The organism is Shigella sp. FC1544 (genome assembly GCF_001722145.1).
GTDB classification, from domain to species: domain Bacteria; phylum Pseudomonadota; class Gammaproteobacteria; order Enterobacterales; family Enterobacteriaceae; genus Escherichia; species Escherichia coli.
In genome coordinates, this window is the sequence record NZ_MECT01000566.1 from 1 (window position 1) to 19003 (window position 19003).

Below are 19003 nucleotides of genomic sequence, written 5' to 3' on the forward strand. Positions count from 1 at the left end.
CTGTATGAATCCCGCCTGAAGGGAAAGCTGCACGTAATCAGCAAGCGATATACGCAGCGAATTGAGCGGCATAACCTGAATCTGAGGCAGCACCTGGCACGGCTGGGACGGAAGTCGCTGTCGTTCTCAAAATCGGTGGAGCTGCATGACAAAGTCATCGGGCATTATCTGAACATAAAACACTATCAATAAGTTGGAGTCATTACCGGTTGTTTTGATATTGGTGTTCTGCTCAGTAACCGGGAGTTTACGGAAGATGCCATTAAGATGAGAAAATATGAACCTTATCTTCTCAATGATAATTCCATACTTTCCAGAATTGCCCTTCTTGAACTTGGTATTATCGGAGAACAGCAGTGACTTCAGCATTTGCACTGGTGATGACCGTTTTTCTTATAACGGGTGAGCCACAAAATGTGATTACCGGAATTTATGACAGTAAGTCATCCTGCATTCAGGTAAGGGACGAACAAAAAATCCCCGGTGAATGCCTCCCGTTAAAAAAAGTATCGCTGAACCTGAATAACGAAATACCGGCTGGATAACCCGCCAGCCATATTAACGCCATACCAACGGATTAAAAATGCCAGCAATGGCAGGGATTCGTTCACCCTGAAATCTGTAATGAGGTTAAAACAAAATGAGTAAAGTCTTTATTTGCGCCGCCATTCCGGACGAACAGGCAATAAAGGAAGAAGGTGCCGTCGCTGTAGCCACTGCCATTGAAGCCGGTGATGAACGTCGCGCCCGCGCAAAATTTCACTGGCAATTCCTGGAACATTATCCGGCTGCTCAGGACTGCGCTTATAAATTTCTTGTCTGCGAGGATAAACCCGGTATACCCCGCCCTGCCCTCGATTCCTGGGATGCTGAATATATGCAGGAAAACCGCTGGGATGAGGAATCCGCTTCCTTTATTCCGGTCGAACCAGAATCCGATCCGATGAACGTCAATTTTGACAAGCTGTCCCTTGAAGTACAGAACGCGGTCCTGGTTAAGTTCGGTACATGTGAAAACATCACCGTTGATATGGCGATTGACGCGCAGGAATTACTGCAGGAAGACGTTGCTACCTTTGACGGGCATATCGTTGAAGCACTGATGAAAACGCCTGAAATTAACGCTATGTATCCGGAACGCAAACTGTTCGCTATCGGATGGGTTAAACACAAATGTAATCCGGGTGCCAAATGGCCCGAAATTCAGGCTGAATTACGTAACTGGAAAAAACGGCAGGACGCAGAGCGCAAAGAGACTGGAAAATACACGTCTGTTGTTGATCTCGCCAGCGCCAGAGTCAATCAACAGAACACTGAAAACTCAGCAGGAAAAATCAACCCAGTCACTGCCGCCATTTGTCGCGAATACAAGCAGACATGGAAAACGCTGGATGAAGAACTGGCCTACGCTCTCTGGCCTGGCGATATTGATACCGGAAACATTGACGGCAGCATCCATCGCTGGGCAAAAAATGAAGTTATCGACAAAGATCGCGAAGACTGGAAGCGCATTTCCGCATCAATGCGCAAACAACCCGATGCCGTTCGCTACGACCGTCAGACTATTTTTGGCCTTGTCCGTGAGCGTCCGATCGACATTCACAAAGATCCCGTAGCACTGAACAAATACATCACTGAATACCTGACTACCAAGGGCGTGTTTGAAGATGACGAAGGAACAAATCAGGGCACAGCTGGTACTCTCCCGTCACCAGTACCAGAAACTGATGCAGTGGAAACGGCAATGCCGGACAACGAAAAAACCGAATGCGAAGTGGAAGACGAACCATCTGTAGAGCGTGAGGGACCGTTCTACTTCCTTTTCACCGATAAGGACGGCGAAAAATACGGTCGCGCAAACAAACTTTCTGGTCTGGAAAAAGCACTGGCCCTGGGAGCTACGGAAATCACAAAAGAGGAATACTTCGCACGTAAAAACGGCACGTACTCAGGTTCACAACAAAATACTGGTGCATCTGACACGATCGCACAACCAGAGCCGGTAAAAGTTACCGCTGACGAAGTAAACAAAATTATGCAGGCAGCCAATATCAGCCAGCCTGACGCCAATAATTTGCTTGCTGTATCACGTGGTGAATTTGTTGCAGGGATTAGCGACCCGAATGATCCGAAATGGGTGAAGGGGATTGAAACCCGCGATTCAGTGAATCAGAACCAGCAAGAAACGGAACAGAACGGCCAGAAAGCGGAACAAAACAGCCCAAATGCGTTACAAAACGAGCCAGAAACGAAACAGCCTGAACCAGTGGCGCAACAGGAAGTGGAAAAAGTCTGCACCGCCTGCGGTCAGACCGGCGGCGGCAACTGCCCTGATTGTGGCGCGGTGATGGGCGACGCAACATACCAGGAAACATTCGATGAAGAGTATCAGGTTGAAGTTCAGGAAGATGATCCGGAGGAAATGGAAGGCGCTGAACATCCACACAAGGAGAACACTGACGGCAATCAGCATCACGATAGCGATAATGAAACTGGCGAGACGGCAGATCACTCAATTAAGGTGAACGGTCATCAAGAAATCACATCCACCAGCAGGACGTGTGACCATCTAATGATCGACCTTGAAACCATGGGAAAAAATCCTGATGCCCCGATCATCTCAATAGGTGCAATATTTTTCGATCCGCAAACCGGAGATATGGGACCGGAATTTAGTAAGACTATCGATCTGGAAACTGCTGGCGGGGTCATTGATCGGGACACCATTAAATGGTGGCTTAAGCAATCACGCGAAGCGCAATCTGCCATTATGACCGATGAAATCCCGTTAGATGATGCACTGTTACAATTGCGGGAATTTATCGACGAAAACTCCGGTGAATTTTTTGTTCAGGTCTGGGGAAATGGAGCCAACTTCGACAACACGATTTTGCGCCGTTCATACGAACGGCAGGGGATCCCCTGCCCGTGGCGTTACTACAACGATCGCGATGTACGCACAATCGTTGAGCTGGGGAAAGCCATAGACTTCGATGCCAGAACGGCTATTCCATTCGAAGGTGAGCGCCATAATGCACTTGATGACGCCCGTTACCAGGCAAAATACGTTTCAGTTATCTGGCAAAAACTGATCCCGAATCAGGCTGATTTTTAATGTTCAACCCCGGTCGTTGCCCACCAGCTATAGTGGCGGCGACCATGATTAGCGAACGACGCTCATGGCAAGACTTATTCTGCTCACTGAGTGGGCAAAAGAGGAATTCAGTGAACCGGTCCCAACTCCGAGTACGTTAAGTAAATACGCTAAAGCCGGAATGATATTTCCTCTCCCCAAAAAAGTTGGAAGACGCTGGCGAGTGGATCCGCAAGCTCGCTTTGTCGGAATGGTAAACAAGCCGGAGGTGATCGCCACAGATCACCCTGCTTTGAAGAGGATACTGGAAGATGGCGCGCCCGCGAAAATATAAAACCGATGTTCCGGGATTATCTCCGTATTTTGATAAAAGAAATAACAAAGTTTACTGGCGTTACAGGCATCCCATAACAGGCAAAAATCACGGTCTCGGCAGTATTGACCAGAAACTGGCAGAAACTATTGCAGCAGAAGCGAACAGCCGTCTTGCCCGGCAGCAAATGGAACAAATGCGCAGTCTGCAGGAGAAAATTATTAGTGATACCGGCGGTTCATCAACCGTTACCATTTTTCTGAATAATTACAGAAAAATTCAACAGGAAAGATATGAAAACGGCGAGATCAAACTCAACACGCTGAAACAGAAAGCGGCCCCTCTCAGGGTATTTGATGAACGTTTTGGCACCAGACCGTTAGATGTCATAACCGTAAAAGATGTGGTATCAGTACTGGAAGAGTACAAGGCCAGAGGACATAACAGAATGGGACAAATTTTCAGGAAAGTACTGATCGATGTTTTCCGGGAAGCTCAGCAAACGGGCGATGTCCCGCCAGGCTTTAACCCTGCAGAATCGGCAAAAAAACCGCAGGTGCGGATATCAAGACAGCGACTGACTTTTGATGAGTGGATGATGATTTATAACGCAGCGGAAAAGGATGGTTACTTTTTACAGCGCGGTATGCTGCTGGCACTGATGACAGGCCAGCGCCTTTCAGATATTTGCAAAATGCAATTTTCGGATATCCGGGATGGTTATCTTCATGTCGAACAGCAAAAAACAGGAACCCGGATTGCCATCCCTCTGGCTCTGCGTTGCGATAAATTAAATCTCACCCTGGATGATGTGGTGTCATCCTGCCGCGATTGCGTTCTTAGTCCGTGGCTATTGCACCACCATCACGCGAAAGGGACAGCTAAGCGCGGCGGGATGGTTAAGCCAGCAACATTAACCGTTGCATTTAAAAAAGCCCGGGATTCTGTGGATTACAACTGGCGTGCTAATGGCACCCCTCCCTCTTTCCATGAGCAGAGATCTTTATCAGAGCGATTGTTCAGAGAGCAGGGGGTTGATACCAAAATTTTGCTAGGCCATTCGAATCAAAAAATGACCGATATTTACAACGACGCACGCGGTAAGGAATGGAAAAAACTGGTCATTTGATGACCAGTTTTGCAGAGGGGTTTTGCAGAGGTTTTGCAGAGAAAATTAAAAACGATATCCTGCGGAGAACATAAACACCCACGGATCCAGTCGTACCGAGTCTTTTACGGTAGTAACACCAGATTTGTACTTAGCCGTGGTATCGATATCCATGTACCACACTGACATGTTAACCAACCAGTCACGGTTAATCAGATAATCAACCCCCACCTGCCCGGCAGCTCCCCAGGAATCTTTCAGACTGAGATCGGAAAGCCCTGCCTCTTTGCCATGATCGTTAAATCCATTATCAAAGAAGGTGGTGTAGTTAATACCTGCCCCAACGTAAGGACGGAATTTGCTGCTGGCATCACCAAAATACCACTGCGCCATCAGTGTTGGCGGCAGATGGTGAACGGTTGCAATATCGCCGGTCGCCCGGGTGCCGATTTTATGGCGGAACGGCGTCGCTGCCAGTAATTCCACACCAATGTTGTCGGTCGCCATATAAGTAAACGTCAAGCCCAGTTGAGTGTTATTGGTCACGCTGAATCCACCCAGACTTCCTAACGTACCACCAGCACCTTCTGTTGGACGTACGGTTGCAGAACCTGCACGCATAAAAAATTCGCCTGCTTCATGCGCAAAGGCACTGCCAGAGAGAAGAGTTGTTACTGCCAAAGCCGCCACTGTTAACTTTTTCATATCCGCTCCGTCGTTATGGTTATAAAAACGTGACGAATATACCTACATTGGAGTAACAAATGATCCTACATAGATCACATTACATATGATAATTCACCCTTTATTGATCTGGATTAATTTAGAAGTTGCATTGAGAATCCTGGTTAACGTGATTTAAATCAATTTTTAAATATTTTCGCTACGCAAATATTAACTCGATCGCCACTTGCCGCGGTTTGCCCACGCCTGAAGGCCAGCAATTACCTCCGCTTTACAAAGATATGCTTTTCCATACAAGACCTGATGCTGCCACCCGAGGCTTAACCAGGGTACAATTGCCCGCTAATTAACACCTGCATAAAACTCAAGGAGAGTGCATGTCTATCACGGCGCAGTCCGTATACCGTGACACCGGAAATTTCTTCCGTAATCAATTTATGACCATTCTGTTGGTATCGTTGCTATGTGCGTTTATCACAGTGGTGTTAGGGCATGTTTTCTCACCCAGTGATGCACAGCTTGCGCAGCTCAATGACGGCGTGCCCGTTAGCGGCAGTAGTGGGTTGTTCGACCTGGTTCAGAATATGTCACCGGAACAGCAACAAATTTTGCTGCAGGCTTCAGCGGCGTCCACTTTTTCAGGATTAATCGGTAACGCCATTCTCGCCGGAGGCGTAATATTAATTATCCAGCTGGTGTCTGCGGGTCAGAGAGTCAGTGCGCTGCGAGCTATTGGTGCCAGTGCGCCGATATTGCCAAAGTTATTTATTCTGATTTTTCTGACTACCCTTTTAGTACAGATTGGCATCATGCTAGTGGTCGTTCCGGGAATTATCATGGCCATTTTACTGGCCCTGGCACCGGTGATGCTGGTACAGGACAAAATGGGCATTTTTGCCTCGATGCGTAGCAGTATGCGGCTGACTTGGGCGAATATGCGTCTGGTGGCACCCGCAGTACTGAGCTGGTTGCTGGCAAAAACACTGTTGCTGCTTTTTGCCTCTTCTTTTGCCGCATTAACCCCGGAAATTGGTGCCGTACTGGCGAACACCTTGAGCAACCTGATTTCAGCCGTATTGCTCATCTATCTGTTCCGTCTGTATATGTTGATTCGCCAATAACCTTAAGCATTTGATTACGGAATCGTAAAATGAAGCAGTTTCTTGATTTTTTACCGCTGGTTGTCTTTTTCGCGTTTTACAAGATTTATGACATCTATGCGGCTACTGCGGCGCTGATCGTCGCCACGGCGATTGTGCTTATCTATAGCTGGGTTCGCTTTCGTAAGGTTGAGAAGATGGCCCTGATCACTTTTGTTCTGGTGGTCGTCTTCGGTGGCTTGACGCTGTTCTTCCACAATGATGAGTTTATTAAATGGAAGGTTACAGTCATTTATGCTCTGTTTGCGGGAGCCCTGTTAGTCAGCCAATGGGTGATGAAAAAGCCGCTAATTCAGCGGATGCTGGGTAAAGAACTCACGCTGCCGCAACCGGTATGGTCGAAGCTGAATCTGGCCTGGGCTGTTTTCTTTATCCTTTGCGGTCTGGCAAACATCTACATCGCATTCTGGCTGCCGCAAAATATTTGGGTCAACTTTAAAGTCTTTGGACTGACCGCCCTTACCTTAATCTTCACATTGTTAAGCGGTATCTATATCTACCGCCACATGCCGCAGGAAGATAAATCCTAACCAGACTGCCAGTCCTTCGGGGCTGGCGCTGTATCTCCTCTGTTCTCCTCAGGAAAATCATAGTAGCATCGCGCCTGTGATTTTCCTTTTAAGTCGGTTTTACCATGTCTACAACACATAACGTCCCTCAGGGCGATCTTGTTTTACGTACTTTAGCCATGCCCGCCGATACCAATGCCAATGGTGACATCTTTGGTGGTTGGTTAATGTCACAAATGGATATTGGCGGCGCTATTCTGGCGAAAGAAATTGCCCACGGTCGCGTAGTGACCGTGCGGGTTGAAGGAATGACTTTCTTACGGCCGGTTGCGGTCGGCGATGTGGTGTGCTGCTATGCACGCTGTGTCCAGAAAGGGACGACATCGGTCAGCATTAATATTGAAGTGTGGGTGAAAAAAGTAGCGTCTGAACCAATCGGGCAACGCTATAAAGCGACAGAAGCATTATTTAAGTATGTCGCGGTTGATCCTGAAGGAAAACCTCGCGCCTTACCTGTTGAGTAATAGTCAAAAGCCTCCGGTCGGAGGCTTTTGACTTTCTGCTTACTGAATTTCGGTGGTGCCGTTAATTTTAAACAGGATATTCACCACAATCCCACTGCCTGGCTTACCCGGCTCATAACGCCATCTGCGCATCGCATTTTTCACCTCACGCTCAAACATGTTCGCAGGCTTGGCTGAGAGGATTTGTACGTTATCCACGCGACCATCCGGCGTGACGTCAAATTTAACTTTAACCTGCCCTTCAATGCGCAATGCCTGTGCTCGTGCCGGATACTGCGGCTGATTACGGCTTAATGCGCGTGGTCCTGAAGCCACACTGGTAACCGGCTTGCTGGTTGCAGCCGTTGCTGTACTTGATGTCAGGCGTGCCGGTGCCGTATTTTCAAACGGTGATGCCGGACGCGACTCTACGGGTTTGACATCGCGTTTTGGCTGCTCCTGTACCTTTTTCACCGGCTTCGGTTTTGGCTTAGGTTTCGGCTTCGGCTTTTCAATGACCACCGGTGCTTCTTTTGGCGGTTCGGGGATCGGCTCAGGTTCCGGTTCTGGCTCTACCACCGGCTCCGGTGGCGGCTGAACGGCTTGTGGCGGTTCGAGATCAGCAGGCGCAACCATCGTGACAGAAATTGGCTGCGCAGGCGCAGGTAGTTCAATAACCTGATGTACCGAGGTATAGAGCAGACCCGCCACAACAGCACCATGAATGCAGACCGAAAGTAACGTCGGCCAGGGGAAGCGGCGAGGTAAATCAAGGGTCATTGAGGTCATAATCATTTCAGTAGAAAAACCAAGCCTCGATTTTAAATGCAAATAGCAATCATATTCAATAAGGCAAGACGATCAGGATCAGTGAAAATGTCATTTTTACCGTAATTAACCTTACGTTATGCATGGTCTTAACAAAGACATCATCTTTCCGTTGCAGATCTTCGCCCTTTCAAATAACGTACTTTACAACTTTCCCGAACAAGGAGTTGTGCCCGTGTTGTATGTTATTTACGCTCAAGACAAAGCTGATAGCCTCGAAAAACGCCTTTCCGTTCGTCCGGCACATTTAGCACGTTTACAGTTACTGCATGATGAAGGTCGTTTGTTGACAGCTGGTCCAATGCCAGCGGTAGACAGTAACGATCCAGGGGCTGCGGGATTTACTGGCTCAACCGTTATTGCTGAATTTGAATCGCTGGAAGCAGCTCAGGCCTGGGCCGATGCTGACCCGTACGTAGCGGCAGGAGTCTATGAACACGTTTCAGTGAAACCATTTAAGAAAGTGTTCTGAATAGAGATTCAATATTTAAGGGCACGGTTTTTGCAACCGTGTTCTTGTTTGGCCTTTCCTTATAGCCGGTCAGTGCATTCACCACCACAAGCAGATAATAACTTTATCTGTATTTCTTTATATGATGTGAGCATATTCAGGAAAAATGACCTTTCCTGAGGTACAGTTGCTCGCTCAAAACCTTTGATTACTGCGGATAAAGTCATCTACTATTGTTTAACACATTCACGCGCTGCATGTATGTTCAGAAAATGTGCACGCTAAGATAATTAAACAAAATTGTGGTTACAGAGGTATCAGTGAGTCACTGGGCTACATTCAAACAAACAGCAACAAATTTATGGGTGACCCTACGGCACGACATTCTCGCGCTGGCCGTCTTTTTAAATGGATTGCTTATTTTTAAAACAATCTATGGTATGTCGGTCAATTTGCTAGATATTTTCCATATCAAAGCATTTTCAGAGTTGGATCTCTCCTTGCTGGCAAACGCCCCACTATTTATGCTCGGCGTCTTTCTTGTCCTGAACTCCATTGGCTTACTGTTCCGGGCAAAGCTCGCATGGGCAATCAGTATCATTTTGTTGTTGATAGCGCTAATTTATACCCTGCATTTTTATCCCTGGTTGAAATTTAGTATTGGATTTTGCATTTTTACGCTGGTGTTTTTGCTGATACTGCGCAAAGACTTCTCCCACAGTAGCGCCGCAGCCGGGACAATTTTTGCATTTATTAGTTTCACGACATTACTGTTTTACTCAACCTACGGTGCGCTTTATTTAAGCGAAGGTTTTAATCCGCGAATAGAAAGTTTGATGACCGCGTTCTATTTTTCGATAGAAACCATGTCAACCGTCGGCTATGGCGATATTGTCCCTGTTTCTGAATCAGCACGATTGTTCACTATTTCGGTCATTATTTCCGGTATTACCGTTTTTGCCACATCTATGACCTCAATTTTTGGTCCGCTTATCCGCGGGGGATTCAACAAACTTGTAAAAGGAAACAATCATACAATGCATCGTAAAGATCATTTTATTGTTTGCGGACATTCGATTCTCGCCATCAATACGATTCTGCAACTGAATCAACGCGGACAAAACGTAACGGTTATCAGCAACTTGCCTGAAGATGATATCAAGCAACTTGAGCAACGCTTAGGCGATAACGCTGATGTTATCCCCGGTGACAGTAATGACAGTTCAGTATTAAAGAAAGCGGGAATCGATCGTTGCCTGGCCATTCTGGCGCTGAGTGATAACGATGCAGATAACGCGTTTGTTGTACTCTCGGCAAAAGATATGAGCAGTGATGTCAAAACAGTTCTCGCCGTCAGTGATAGCAAAAACCTGAATAAGATTAAGATGGTACATCCGGATATCATTCTCTCACCGCAACTGTTTGGCAGCGAAATTCTGGCGCGAGTTTTAAATGGTGAAGAGATTAATAATGATATGCTCGTTTCAATGTTGTTGAACTCCGGTCATGGCATTTTCAGCGATAACGATGAACAAGAAACGAAAGCTGACAGTAAAGAATCGGCGCAAAAATAGAGTTTAAAGATGGAGGAGTAAACTTATTGGGCACCGCAATGGTGCCCAGTACATTTAGATATTGTAGATCGCAAACAATAACGAGTTACGCTGTTTGTTTAGAATGCACTTCCTGATGCTGTGGATACGCATATTTCGGCGCGATTGCCCCTCAAGCCAACGCGATTTACGTCGGCTAGCCTGACGCTGCATGCGCCAGCGCCCCACTTCCGTTCTACTCCGCTTCATGTTAACTACTCTATGCAATAACAGAATGGTCATTATACCCCCGCCCCCGACGCTGACCAGTGCTTTTCCCGCGTTTTTATTTGCCAGATGAATCCATATGCGTAAACTCATAACAATGCGCTTTCAAAAGGATTTCTAATCTATGACAACCGTTTATACGTTGGTGAGTTGGTTGGCCATTCTGGGATACTGGTTGCTCATTGCAGGCGTAACTTTACGCATTCTAATGAAACGACGCGCAGTTCCCTCCGCGATGGCCTGGCTGTTGATTATTTACATTCTGCCGTTAGTCGGAATTATTGCCTATCTTGCCGTTGGCGAGCTCCATTTAGGCAAACGCCGCGCTGAGCGCGCCAGAGCGATGTGGCCTTCCACCGCAAAATGGCTTAACGACCTTAAAGCCTGTAAGCATATCTTCGCCGAAGAAAATAGCAGTGTCGCTGCGCCATTATTCAAGCTTTGCGAGCGTCGTCAGGGGATCGCTGGGGTCAAAGGGAATCAGCTACAACTGATGACCGAGTCAGATGATGTGATGCAGGCGTTAATCCGCGACATCCAGCTCGCGCGCCATAATATTGAGATTGTGTTTTATATCTGGCAGCCCGGCGGCATGGCGGACCAGGTGGCTGAATCATTAATGGCCGCTGCGCGACGCGGCATTCATTGCCGATTGATGCTCGACTCCGCCGGGAGTGTGGCTTTTTTCCGCAGCCCGTGGCCCGAGCTAATGCGTAATGCCGGTATTGAAGTGGTCGAAGCCTTAAAGGTCAATCTGATGCGTGTGTTTTTACGCCGTATGGACCTGCGCCAACATCGCAAGATGATCATGATCGATAATTACATCGCGTACACCGGCAGCATGAATATGGTCGATCCTCGCTACTTCAAACAAGATGCGGGCGTAGGGCAATGGATTGATCTGATGGCGCGTATGGAAGGCCCCATCGCCACCGCGATGGGGATTATTTATTCCTGCGACTGGGAGATTGAAACCGGAAAACGTATTCTGCCGCCACCACCAGATGTCAATATTATGCCGTTTGAACAGGCCAGCGGTCACACCATTCACACAATTGCTTCTGGCCCCGGCTTTCCGGAAGATCTCATTCACCAGGCATTATTGACTGCGGCTTATTCGGCGCGTGAATATTTGATCATGACCACGCCCTACTTTGTGCCAAGCGATGATTTACTTCATGCGATTTGCACGGCGGCACAGCGCGGGGTGGATGTCAGTATTATCCTTCCGCGAAAAAATGACTCGATGCTGGTCGGCTGGGCCAGTCGCGCATTCTTTACGGAACTTCTTGCTGCTGGGGTTAAAATTTATCAGTTTGAAGGCGGGTTACTGCATACCAAGAGCGTGCTGGTCGATGGCGAACTAAGTCTGGTTGGCACCGTTAACCTTGATATGCGTAGTCTGTGGCTGAATTTCGAGATTACCCTGGCAATCGACGATAAAGGTTTTGGTGCAGACCTTGCCGCCGTTCAGGACGATTATATTTCGCGTTCACGTCTGCTCGATGCCCGTTTATGGCTAAAACGTCCATTATGGCAACGTGTCGCCGAGCGACTGTTTTACTTCTTCAGCCCGTTGCTGTAAAACGTCGCCAACAGAGGTTAAACAGGTAGTGACTATGGATATGGATCTAAACAATCGCCTGACTGAAGATGAAACGCTTGAGCAGGCCTACGATATTTTTCTCGAACTGGCTGCCGACAATCTCGACCCAGCTGATGTTCTGCTGTTCAATCTTCAGTTTGAAGAGCGCGGCGGCGCGGAGTTATTCGATCCGGCGGAAGACTGGCAGGAACATGTTGATTTCGATTTGAACCCGGACTTTTTTGCCGAAGTGGTGATTGGTCTGGCGGACAGTGAGGATGGTGAAATCAACGATGTTTTCGCCCGCATTCTGTTATGCCGCGAAAAAGATCACAAACTTTGCCATATCATCTGGCGGGAATAAATAATCGCTTTCGGCGTGAATAAGGGCTGACAACTGTCAGCCCTTATTGTGTTTAAAGCGGATCGACTTTCAGGCAAGAAACGGCGTGTCTGAAACTCCCTTCCAGCACAGGACGTGTTTTGGCGCACTCCGGACCGGCAATCGGGCAACGGGTACGGAAAACACAACCGGAAGGCGGGTTGATCGGCGACGGTAATTCCCCTTCCAGTAACTGGATGGTTTTGTTCTTCTCCAGATCCGGATCAGGTATGGGGACTGCCGACATCAATGCCCTGGTGTAAGGATGTAGTGGATTGTGGTAGACCTCATCATAGGTCCCCAGTTCTACCGCATGGCCGAGATACATCACCAACACACGATCGGAAATGTGTTTTACCACGGCCAGGTCATGAGCAATAAAAATTAATGACAATCCCATCTCACGTTGCAGCTGCTGGAGCAGGTTGACCACCTGCGCCTGAATTGACACGTCCAGCGCCGACACCGGCTCATCACAGATAATCAGCTTCGGTTCAAGAATAAGAGCACGAGCAATCCCGATACGCTGGCACTGCCCACCGGAGAACTCATGCGGATAGCGGTTAATCAGGTTAGGCAATAACCCGACTTTCAGCATCATCGCCTTCACGCGCTCGCGAACTTCCTGACGTGACATTTTCGGATGATAAGTACGCAGTGGTTCAGCGATGATCTCGCCGATGGTCATGCGCGGGTTTAGCGATGCCAACGGATCCTGGAAAATCATCTGAATATCACTGCGAACGGCACGCCATTCATCGGGCTTAATGCCCAGCAACTCTTTACCTAACCAGGCAACATGACCGTCGGTCGCTTTAACCAGGCCAATGATGGCGCGAGCAAAGGTGGACTTACCGCATCCCGATTCCCCTACCACACCTAATGTTTCCCCTTCATACAGGCGAAGCGTGACACCATCGACGGCTTTGAGCGTTTTCGGCGGTTGCCAGAACCACTGTTTGCCATCTTTGATTTCAAAGTGCACTTTCAGATCGGCGATTTCAAGGAGGACTTTTCTTCCTTCGGTTACAGCATTCATAACAGTTCCTCCACCGGTTTAAAGCAAGCACACAGATGGCCAGGCGTAAACTCTTCCAGCGGCGGTGCGCTACTACAAATTTCCATCGCATGCGGACAACGTGGCTGGAACGGGCAACCTTTCGGTAATCGCAGCAGGTTTGGCGGATTACCCGGGATGGTCAACATTGTTTCACCTTCCGCATCGAGACGCGGCACCGCGTTGAGCAAACCGATAGAATAAGGATGAACGGGTTGATAAAAGACATCGCGTGCGTTGCCATATTCCATCGTGCGCCCGGCGTACATTACCAGCACTTTGTCACAGATCCCCGCCACCACGCCAAGATCGTGGGTAATCATAATGATGGCGGTATTAAATTCCCGTTTCAGTTCATTTAATAGCGTCATGATCTGCGCCTGTACGGTGACGTCCAGCGCTGTAGTGGGTTCATCCGCAATCAGCAGCTTAGGTCGACATAGCAATGCCATCGCAATCATAACTCGCTGACGCATGCCACCAGAAAACTCGTGCGGGTACATTTTCATGCGTTTACGTGCTTCCGGCATTTTTACCGCATCGAGCATCCGCACCGACTCTTCAAACGCCTCAGCTTTGCTCATGTTCTTATGCAGCATCAGCACTTCCATCAACTGCTCACCGACGCGCATATAGGGATTCAACGAAGTCATTGGGTCCTGAAAAATCATTGAGATTTGTTCAGCGCGCAGTTTATTGAGTTCATGCTCTGGCAAATTGAGGATTTCACGCCCATTGAAGGTTGCCGATCCGCCAATACGTCCGTTGGCAGCCAACAGGCCCATCAACGCAAATGCAGTTTGCGATTTACCCGAACCAGACTCACCTACAATACCCAGCGTTTCTCCGGCACGTAGGGAAAAATTCAAATCATTGACCGCCGTGACGTCGCCGTCCGGGGTACTAAAGGTGACACGCAAATCTTTCACGTTCAGCAGTGCGCCAGCCTGTTGTTGTGCGAGCGGCACAGTTGCAGTTTCAATTACGCTCATGGCTGCACTCCTTAACGATCTTTCGGGTCGAGGGCATCACGCAAGCCATCGCCGATAAAGTTGAAACAAAACAGCGTCACCACGAGGAATCCCGCTGGGAACAACAATAACCATGGAGAGACTTCCATCGAGTTCGCGCCATCACTCAGCAATGCACCCCAGCTGCTTAACGGCTCTTGCGTACCCAACCCCAGGAAGCTAAGGAAAGATTCAAAGAGGATCATGCTGGGCACCAGAAGTGATGCGTAGACCACCACCACACCGAGTACATTCGGCACAATGTGGCTAATAACAATGCCCGATGTCGATACACCGCCAACTTGTGCCGCCTCAATAAACTCTTTGCGCTTCAGACTCAGGGTTTGCCCACGCACAATACGAGCCATATCCAGCCAGGAAACCATGCCTATCGCCACGAAAATCAGCAGGATGTTTTGACCGAAAAAGGTCACCAGCAAAATGACGAAGAACATGAATGGGAAGGAGTTGAGGATTTCCAGTAGACGCATCATTACCGAATCCACTTTACCGCCCAGATAACCGGAAAGCGAACCATAAAGTGTCCCGACGACCACAGCCACCAGTGCCGCAGCAACACCGACCATGAGTGAGATACGCCCACCAATCGCAACGCGCACAAGCAGGTCGCGACCGGATGAGTCAGTACCAAAGTAGTGACCGGACTCCATATCCGGGGTGCTGGACATCATCGCCCAGTCAGTATCGTCATAGGCAAACTGGGAAAGCATCGGTGCCAGGATTACAAATAACGCGATCAGCACCAGCACCATCAGACTGGCAACCGCCGCACGGTTATGAATAAAACGTCGACGTGCGTCCTGCCACAAGCTGCGCCCTTCGACCTCCAGCTTTTCACTGAAATTTTCCAGCGTCTCGCTGTTTTTCTTACTTAACATCATCGCGAGCTCCAGTATCAGTAACGGATTTTCGGGTCGATAACCGCATATAGCACATCGACAATGGCATTAAACAAAATGGTTAAAGCACCAACCAGGATGGTCAGGCTTAACACTAAGGAATAGTCACGGTTCAATGCGCCATTAACGAACAGTTGTCCAATCCCCGGCAAACCATAAATGGTTTCGATAACCATAGAACCGGTAATAATGCCGACAAATGCGGGGCCCATATAAGAGAGCACGGGTAACAGAGCAGGTTTTAATGCGTGACGTAAAATGATCCGCCGTATAGGTAACCCTTTCGCCCGGGCAGTACGAATAAAATTGGAGTGTAATACTTCAATCATAGAGCCACGGGTAATACGCGCAATACTGGCGATATAAGCGAGTGACAACGCCACCATCGGCAATATCATGAATTTAAGCGCCCCACCATTCCAGCCACCGCCCGGCAGCCAATGCAAAATGATCGCAAATATCATGACTAATAATGGTGCAACCACAAAACTGGGGATAACAACCCCGGTCATTGCCAGCCCCATCACGGTATAGTCCCATTTGGTGTTTTGTTTTAATGCGGCAATAACGCCAGCACTAACACCCAGTATTACCGCAAGGAAAAATGCTGCGGCTCCCAGTTTGGCAGAAACGGGAAAACTGGATGCAACCAAGTCATTGACCGAATAATCTTTATATTTAAACGATGGACCGAAATCACCGTGCGCCAGTTGTTTCAGGTAGCTGAAATACTGTGTCATGATCGGATCATTAAGATGATATTTCGCTTCGATATTGGCCATCACTTCTGGCGGTAAAGTACGTTCGCCGGTAAAAGGGCTTCCCGGCGCGAGGCGCATCATAAAGAACGAAATAGTAATAAGAATAAATAGCGTCGGAATCGCTTCCAGACAGCGACGTAGAATAAATTTTAACATTGCCCTACCTTCTGGCCTGTGCCTTCTGTAATGCGATAAAAATCAGACACCGTGGAGCAGGACACTCCTGCCCCACGTATTGCCATTAGTGCTTCACAATGTACATATTCCGGGTATAGGTATTATCCAGCGGATCTTTGCCGGTATAGCCACCAACCCACGGTTTCACCAGACGCGCATTCACGTAGTAATAAACAGGAACAATGGCCGAATCCTTATCCAGCTGTTGTTCTGCTTTAGTGTACAGAGCTGTGCGCTGCGCTCGTCAGTCACTTTCAGCGTTTCCGCCATAATGCTGTCAAAGGCCGGGCTCTTATAATGCGCGGTATTCATCGAGCTGTTCGAAAGCATGGTGTTCAGGAAGGAAGTTGGTTCGTTGTAGTCAGCACACCAGCCTGCACGGGCCACATCAAAAGTACCCTGGTGACGGGTGTCGAGGAACGTTTTCCACTCCTGGTTAACCAGTTTGACGTTTACACCAATGTTTTTCTTCCACAATGAAGAGGCAGCAATCGCCAGCTTTTTATGCAGATCGGAGGTGTTATACAACAGGTTGATGGTCAACGGTTTGTCTGCGGTATAACCCGCTTCAGCCAGCAGTTTTTTCGCTTCTTCGTTACGTTTTTCCTGGCTCCAGCCAAACCATTCCGGCTGAGTCAATTTTGCGCCATCAGTATACGGTGGAGTGTAACCATAGGCGGGCATGTCGCCCTGCGCTTTCACTTTATTAACAATGATATCGCGGTCCATACCTAGTTTCAGTGCGGTACGCACACGCACATCGTTGAATGGCGGTTTCTGGTTGTTAATTTCGTAATAGTAAGTGCACAGGTATGGATCAACGTGAACTTCGTCCGGGATCTCTTTTTTCAGCTTCTGGAACAATTCGATCGGCATGTTGTTATAAGTCATGTCGATTTCACCACTACGGTAGCGGTTGACATCGGTAACTTCAGAAGCAATAGGCAAATAGGTTACCTGGTTAATAACGGTTTTCGCGTTGTTCCAGTAGGTCGGGCTGCGTTCAAGAACGATTCGTTCGTTTACGACCCAATCTTTTAAGGTATAGGCACCGTTGGTGACGATATTACCAGGCTGGGTCCATTTTTCGCCGAATTTCTCGATAGCGGCTTTTGGCACCGGTGAAGTTGATGGGTGAACAAGTAATTTATAGAAGTACGGAACGGGTTCACTTAAGGTGACTTCTAATGTGTGATCATCAATAGCTTTCACGCCGAGATCGGTAATCGGTTTTTTCCCTTCAAGAATTTCATCAATACCGGCGATATGCCCATATTGCAGATAACTGGCATACGGAGAAGCAGTGTTCGGATCAACAGAACGTTGCCAGCTATACACAAAGTCTTGTGCTGTGACTGGCGTACCATCAGACCATTTCGCATCTTTACGCAAATGGAAGGTCCAGACTTTCGCGTCTTTATTATCCCAGGATTCAGCGACGCCAGGTGCCGGATGACCGTCAAGATCGCTGACCAGTAAGCCTTCAAACAGGTCTCGGCTGATATTAGACTCCGGAACACCTTCAATTTTGTGCGGATCTAATGACTGAACTTCTGAACCATTGTTACGTACCAGCGTTTGTTTTTCCGCCAGTGTGACGCCTGCGGGTACATCAGCTGCCAGCGCGACATTCCCTGCCATTAGCGCAGCCAGAACGCCAGCTGCTACTAAACTTCTCTTGGTGATGTTGGTCATTGTTTTTTGGACTCCCTCATTATAATTACTGGTATTAACCAGCATGTGTAATCCCGGATTGGGACCCTGCACAGGCTCGGAGACTTTCTGCTGTCAGGTTACTTTATCGTTACGGATTGCTATCACCGACTTTATTTATTCTGGTGATTCAGACGATCACCTTATGTCGATTCGTACTGTGTCTCCCCTGTCGAGACACATTATTCTTTCGCGACGCTCTTTAATTGTTAATTATTCTCATTACCAATAAAGAATCGTCTGGCGGTTGCCCGGAAAGTACCAAATGCGGTTCTTACTCGCCAATACATTTTGCAAAATTGTTAAGCAATTCTCTTTTATTGACCGTATCAGAATCTATAGCTTGCATCCATGCCTTAACAAACATCTTTCAATTCAATCAAATAGAGATTGGCTAAGCATGTCTATCTTTTCTGATTACAGTTTCAGTATTGAAATGCACAATAATTTAACAATTGATTATTATTTAGCACTTTCCTCTACCAAAGGCAGTGGAATTACTAATATCATTTCAATTATTCTTCAGCAAGCCCAGGATTATGATGTGGCGAAAATAACATGATGGTGAGGAGAAGCAGTTAAGAAAATCCTTATAACTAACTGTAATTTGAGAAGAATATTTTTACCTATTCCTTTTGCTTTTGATAACTGCGCGGGGGTAATGACTCCAACTTACTGATAGTGTTTTATGTTCAGATAATGCCCGATGACCTTGTCATGCAGCTCCACCGATTTTGAGAACGACAGTGACTTCCGTCCCAGCCTTGCCAGATGTTGTCTCAGATTCAGATTATGTCGCTCAATGCGCTGAGTGTAACGCTTGCTGATAACGTGCAGCTTTCCCTTCAGGCGTGATTCATACAGCGGCCAGCCATCCGTCATCCATACCACGACCTCAAAGGCCGACAGCAGGCTCAGAAGACGCTCC

The 19003-nt window shown here is 47.9% G+C and carries 22 protein-coding genes and 2 pseudogenes; 15 read left to right on the forward strand and 9 right to left on the reverse strand.

Features of this window, described 5'->3' with window-relative positions; translation table 11 throughout:
• The 6 genes from BGK49_RS28480 to BGK49_RS21820 form a co-directional block, all read left to right on the forward strand.
• Window positions 1–192: IS1 family transposase (locus BGK49_RS28480; RefSeq protein WP_000718190.1), on the forward strand; the 192-nt coding region annotated here is incomplete at its 5' end.
• Window positions 193–201: 9 nt separating this feature from the next.
• Window positions 202–360: a cell division inhibition protein DicB gene (gene dicB, locus BGK49_RS21800; RefSeq protein WP_032335657.1), complete on the forward strand. Its 159-nt coding sequence runs from the start codon at window positions 202–204 to the stop codon at window positions 358–360.
• The gene (locus BGK49_RS21805; protein ID WP_000199480.1) at window positions 357–545 is read left to right on the forward strand and encodes a DUF1482 family protein; all 189 of its coding nucleotides are present in this window, start codon (window positions 357–359) and stop codon (window positions 543–545) included. The genes dicB and BGK49_RS21805 overlap by 4 nt, the downstream gene beginning before the upstream one ends.
• A gap of 95 nt (window positions 546–640) precedes the next feature.
• Complete coding sequence (locus tag BGK49_RS21810) at window positions 641–3115, forward strand: 3'-5' exonuclease (protein ID WP_000048473.1); 2475 nt, start codon at window positions 641–643, stop codon at window positions 3113–3115.
• Between the two features lie 64 nt (window positions 3116–3179).
• On the forward strand, window positions 3180–3428 hold the full coding sequence (locus BGK49_RS21815) for an excisionase (RefSeq protein ID WP_000113189.1): 249 nt from the start codon (window positions 3180–3182) through the stop codon (window positions 3426–3428).
• On the forward strand, window positions 3406–4536 hold the full coding sequence (locus BGK49_RS21820) for a phage integrase Arm DNA-binding domain-containing protein (RefSeq protein ID WP_000113688.1): 1131 nt from the start codon (window positions 3406–3408) through the stop codon (window positions 4534–4536). The genes BGK49_RS21815 and BGK49_RS21820 overlap by 23 nt, the downstream gene beginning before the upstream one ends.
• Before the next feature lie 45 nt (window positions 4537–4581).
• Here BGK49_RS21820 and ompW read toward each other — a convergent pair whose 3' ends face one another.
• Window positions 4582–5220: an outer membrane protein OmpW gene (gene ompW, locus BGK49_RS21825; protein WP_000737224.1), complete on the reverse strand. Its 639-nt coding sequence runs from the start codon at window positions 5218–5220 to the stop codon at window positions 4582–4584.
• 239 nt (window positions 5221–5459) lie between these two features.
• Here ompW and BGK49_RS28485 point away from each other — a divergent pair.
• From BGK49_RS28485 to yciA, 4 genes and pseudogenes are all read left to right on the forward strand, one after another.
• Window positions 5460–5549, forward strand: a pseudogene (locus BGK49_RS28485) (YkgJ family cysteine cluster protein); the annotation flags it as partial.
• 27 nt (window positions 5550–5576) lie between these two features.
• Entirely contained in the window at window positions 5577–6320 is a 744-nt protein-coding gene (locus BGK49_RS21830; RefSeq protein WP_000028541.1) for a YciC family protein, read from the forward strand.
• Window positions 6321–6349: 29 nt separating this feature from the next.
• Window positions 6350–6889: a septation protein A gene (locus BGK49_RS21835; RefSeq protein ID WP_000808667.1), complete on the forward strand. Its 540-nt coding sequence runs from the start codon at window positions 6350–6352 to the stop codon at window positions 6887–6889.
• A gap of 104 nt (window positions 6890–6993) precedes the next feature.
• Window positions 6994–7392, forward strand: coding sequence for an acyl-CoA thioester hydrolase YciA (gene yciA / locus BGK49_RS21840; protein ID WP_000108160.1), 399 nt, complete (start codon window positions 6994–6996; stop codon window positions 7390–7392).
• 39 nt (window positions 7393–7431) lie between these two features.
• On the opposite strand, the gene tonB is transcribed toward yciA, so the two are convergent.
• The gene (tonB, locus tag BGK49_RS21845) at window positions 7432–8160 is read right to left on the reverse strand and encodes a TonB system transport protein TonB (RefSeq protein ID WP_162281807.1); all 729 of its coding nucleotides are present in this window, start codon (window positions 8158–8160) and stop codon (window positions 7432–7434) included.
• Between the two features lie 214 nt (window positions 8161–8374).
• On the opposite strand from tonB, the gene BGK49_RS21850 reads away from it, so the two are divergent.
• Together BGK49_RS21850 and kch are read left to right on the forward strand one after the other, a co-directional pair.
• Complete coding sequence (locus BGK49_RS21850) at window positions 8375–8671, forward strand: YciI family protein (RefSeq protein WP_000967595.1); 297 nt, start codon at window positions 8375–8377, stop codon at window positions 8669–8671.
• Between the two features lie 299 nt (window positions 8672–8970).
• Complete coding sequence (kch, locus tag BGK49_RS21855) at window positions 8971–10224, forward strand: voltage-gated potassium channel protein (RefSeq protein WP_005031395.1); 1254 nt, start codon at window positions 8971–8973, stop codon at window positions 10222–10224.
• Between the two features lie 54 nt (window positions 10225–10278).
• Here kch and BGK49_RS29940 read toward each other — a convergent pair whose 3' ends face one another.
• Window positions 10279–10452, reverse strand: a complete 174-nt coding sequence (locus BGK49_RS29940; RefSeq protein WP_001309467.1) for a YciY family protein — start codon at window positions 10450–10452, stop codon at window positions 10279–10281.
• 142 nt (window positions 10453–10594) lie between these two features.
• Between BGK49_RS29940 and cls the strand changes: the two genes are divergently transcribed.
• The gene (gene cls, locus BGK49_RS21865) at window positions 10595–12055 is read left to right on the forward strand and encodes a cardiolipin synthase (protein ID WP_000214508.1); all 1461 of its coding nucleotides are present in this window, start codon (window positions 10595–10597) and stop codon (window positions 12053–12055) included.
• Between the two features lie 34 nt (window positions 12056–12089).
• Window positions 12090–12419 carry an HI1450 family dsDNA-mimic protein gene (locus tag BGK49_RS21870; RefSeq protein WP_000366959.1) on the forward strand — a complete coding sequence of 110 codons (330 nt, stop codon included), beginning with the start codon at window positions 12090–12092 and terminating at the stop codon, window positions 12417–12419.
• A 52-nt stretch (window positions 12420–12471) separates the two neighbouring features.
• Here BGK49_RS21870 and oppF read toward each other — a convergent pair whose 3' ends face one another.
• The 5 genes and pseudogenes from oppF to oppA form a co-directional block, all read right to left on the reverse strand.
• Window positions 12472–13476, reverse strand: a complete 1005-nt coding sequence (gene oppF, locus BGK49_RS21875; protein ID WP_000994889.1) for a murein tripeptide/oligopeptide ABC transporter ATP-binding protein OppF — start codon at window positions 13474–13476, stop codon at window positions 12472–12474.
• The gene (oppD, locus tag BGK49_RS21880; protein ID WP_000110967.1) at window positions 13473–14486 is read right to left on the reverse strand and encodes a murein tripeptide/oligopeptide ABC transporter ATP-binding protein OppD; all 1014 of its coding nucleotides are present in this window, start codon (window positions 14484–14486) and stop codon (window positions 13473–13475) included. Before oppD ends, oppF begins: the two co-directional genes overlap by 4 nt.
• Before the next feature lie 11 nt (window positions 14487–14497).
• Complete coding sequence (oppC, locus tag BGK49_RS21885) at window positions 14498–15406, reverse strand: oligopeptide ABC transporter permease OppC (RefSeq protein ID WP_000979650.1); 909 nt, start codon at window positions 15404–15406, stop codon at window positions 14498–14500.
• A 14-nt stretch (window positions 15407–15420) separates the two neighbouring features.
• Window positions 15421–16341 (reverse strand): oligopeptide ABC transporter permease OppB, encoded by a 921-nt coding sequence (gene oppB, locus BGK49_RS21890; RefSeq protein ID WP_000911111.1) that lies wholly within the window; start codon window positions 16339–16341, stop codon window positions 15421–15423.
• An 85-nt stretch (window positions 16342–16426) separates the two neighbouring features.
• A pseudogene (gene oppA, locus BGK49_RS21895) lies at window positions 16427–18057 on the reverse strand (oligopeptide ABC transporter substrate-binding protein OppA).
• A gap of 283 nt (window positions 18058–18340) precedes the next feature.
• Here oppA and BGK49_RS21900 point away from each other — a divergent pair.
• Window positions 18341–18637 (forward strand): hypothetical protein, encoded by a 297-nt coding sequence (locus tag BGK49_RS21900; RefSeq protein WP_001211517.1) that lies wholly within the window; start codon window positions 18341–18343, stop codon window positions 18635–18637.
• Window positions 18638–18747: 110 nt separating this feature from the next.
• Here the strand turns inward: BGK49_RS21900 and BGK49_RS21905 are convergent.
• On the reverse strand, window positions 18748–19003 hold a 256-nt coding region (locus tag BGK49_RS21905), incomplete at its 5' end, for an IS1 family transposase (protein WP_000363925.1).